The organism is Aequorivita sp. CIP111184 (assembly GCF_900489465.1).
Lineage (GTDB): Bacteria > Bacteroidota > Bacteroidia > Flavobacteriales > Flavobacteriaceae > Aequorivita.
The window spans coordinates 1,288-4,383 of sequence record NZ_UEFQ01000002.1 but is presented as its reverse complement, the minus strand read 5'-3'; the positions used below and the strand labels follow the sequence as shown (position 1 = coordinate 4,383).

At 50.1% G+C, this 3,096-nt stretch carries 1 rRNA gene; it reads right to left on the bottom strand.

Annotation, left to right across the window (positions count from 1 at the left end):
- Positions 1-146 precede the first annotated feature (146 nt).
- Positions 147-2,978, bottom strand: a 23S ribosomal RNA gene (locus AEQU1_RS00015).
- Positions 2,979-3,096 lie beyond the last annotated feature (118 nt).

The following is a 3,096-nucleotide window of genomic DNA, read 5'->3' as shown; positions in this document are numbered from 1 at the left end:
TTTTTAGGGCCCGTGGCTTAAGGCTTAGAGCCTAAAGCGTTGCGCTGTGCGCAACAAATATCTTGACATATCAGGAAATAAACAATAGAAGAAAAGTGAATCAACTTAAGAAAGAGTTTGCTTCCCCCCTTGCGGGGGGAGGCGTCGTACATAAGCTTACGGGCTATTAGTACCGCTCGGCTGGGACATTACTGCCCTTACACCTGCGGCCTATCAACGTGGTAGTCTCCCACGGCCCTTTAAAGAAATCTCATCTTGTGGTGGGTTTCGCGCTTATATGCTTTCAGCGCTTATCCCTTCCCGACGTAGCTACCCAGCGATGCTCCTGGCGGAACAACTGGTGCACCAGCGGTCAGTCCAATCCGGTCCTCTCGTACTAGGATCAGATCCACTCAAATTTCTTGCGCCCACTGTAGATAGAGACCGAACTGTCTCACGACGTTCTGAACCCAGCTCGCGTGCCACTTTAATGGGCGAACAGCCCAACCCTTGGGACCTTCTCCAGCCCCAGGATGTGACGAGCCGACATCGAGGTGCCAAACCCCCCCGTCGATGTGAGCTCTTGGGGGAGATCAGCCTGTTATCCCCGGCGTACCTTTTATCCTTTGAGCGATGGCCCTTCCATGCGGAACCACCGGATCACTATGCTCTACTTTCGTACCTGATCGACTTGTAGGTCTCTCAGTCAAGCTCCCTTATGCCATTGCACTCTACACACGATTGCCAACCGTATTGAGGGAACCTTTAGAAGCCTCCGTTACTCTTTTGGAGGCGACCACCCCAGTCAAACTACCCACCAAGCACTGTCCCCTTTTGTGAAGGGTTAGACTCTAGACAAGCAAAGGGTGGTATTTCAACAATGACTCCACGACGCCTGGCGACGCCACTTCAAAGTCTCCCACCTATCCTACACATTACTTGTCCAAAACCAATACTAAGCTATAGTAAAGGTGCACGGGGTCTTTTCGTCCCACAGCGGGTAATCGGCATCTTCACCGATACTACAATTTCACCGAGCTCATGGCTGAGACAGTGTCCAGATCGTTACACCATTCGTGCAGGTCGGAACTTACCCGACAAGGAATTTCGCTACCTTAGGACCGTTATAGTTACGGCCGCCGTTTACTGGGGCTTCAATTCAATGCTTCTCCCGAAGGATGACATCTCCTCTTAACCTTCCAGCACCGGGCAGGTGTCAGGCCCTATACTTCATCTTTCGATTTTGCAGAGCCCTGTGTTTTTGATAAACAGTCGCCTGGACCTCTTCACTGCGGCCCCCATTACTGGGGGCGACCCTTCTCCCGAAGTTACGGGTCGATTTTGCCTAGTTCCTTAGCCATGAATCTCTCGAGCTCCTTAGAATTCTCATCCCAACCACCTGTGTCGGTTTAGGGTACGGGCTGCTTCACTCGTTTTTCTTGGAAGTCGCTACTCTGGATTATCACCTTGGCCGGAGCCTCAGTGTACTATCGCCGTGTTACCACTGGCTTCAACGAACTATTCCGTCAGTTCGCACCAAATTTGCGCCTCCGTCACTTTTAGCGTGAGCAGGTACAGGAATATTAACCTGTTGTCCATCCACTACCCCTTTCGGGTTCGCGTTAGGCCCCGACTAACCCCCAGCTGATTAGCATAGCTGGGGAAACCTTAGTCTTTCGGAGTGCGGGTTTCTCGCCCGCATTATCGTTACTTATGCCTACATTTTCTTTTCTGTCCGCTCCAGCACGCCTCGCGACGCACCTTCGGCGCAAACAGAATGCTCCCCTACCACTTATATAAATATAAGTCCATAGCTTCGGTAGTATGTTTATGCCCGATTATTATCCATGCCGGACCGCTCGACTAGTGAGCTGTTACGCACTCTTTAAATGAATGGCTGCTTCCAAGCCAACATCCTAGCTGTCTGTGCAGTCCAACCTCGTTTTTTCAACTTAACATACATTTGGGGACCTTAGCTGATGGTCTGGGTTCTTTCCCTCTCGGACATGGACCTTAGCACCCATGCCCTCACTGCTGATCAACATTTTATAGCATTCGGAGTTTGTCAGGAATTGGTAGGCGGTGAAGCCCCCGCATCCAATCAGTAGCTCTACCTCTATAAAACTATAAATCAACGCTGCACCTAAATGCATTTCGGGGAGTACGAGCTATTTCCGAGTTTGATTGGCCTTTCACCCCTACCCTCAGGTCATCCCAAGACTTTTCAACGTCAACGGGTTCGGTCCTCCATTTGGTGTTACCCAAACTTCAACCTGCCCAAGGGTAGATCACACGGTTTCGCGTCTACTACTACCAACTGAAGCGCCCTATTCAGACTCGCTTTCGCTGCGGCTCCGGTCCTTAGGACCTTAACCTTGCTGGCAACAGTAACTCGTAGGCTCATTATGCAAAAGGCACGCCGTCACAGCTTGCGCCGCTCCGACCGCTTGTAAGCGTATGGTTTCAGGTTCTATTTCACTCCGTTGTTCACGGTTCTTTTCACCTTTCCCTCACGGTACTGGTTCACTATCGGTCTCTCAGGAGTATTTAGCCTTGGCGGATGGTCCCGCCGGATTCATACAGGGTTTCACGTGCCCCGCACTACTCAGGATACCACTATCGGTAACTGTCCTTACTAATACCGGGCTATCACCGTCTATGGCCACGCTTTCCAACGTGTTCTTATTCGTAAAGCACCAAATGTCGTGGTCCTACAACCCCAATACTGCCGTAACAGCATTGGTTTGGGCTAATCCGATTTCGCTCGCCGCTACTATCGGAATCACTATTGTTTTCTCTTCCTCCGGGTACTTAGATGTTTCAGTTCCCCGGGTTTGCTTCCTTGCGGATACCATATCTTCAATATGGTGGGTTGCCCCATTCGGATACCTGCGGATCAACTTGTATGTGCCAATCCCCGCAGCTTTTCGCAGCTTATCACGTCCTTCTTCGCCTCTGAGAGCCTAGGCATTCCCCATACGCCCTTATTTTGCTTATTGTACTTTTTGCTCTTTAATGAGTTTGATTCAAAAATTTGGTATGCCCGAAGCATACCTCTTTATTATTACTTTTCTCGTATTCTTTATTTCCAATATGTCAATGAACTGTCTGGATCCT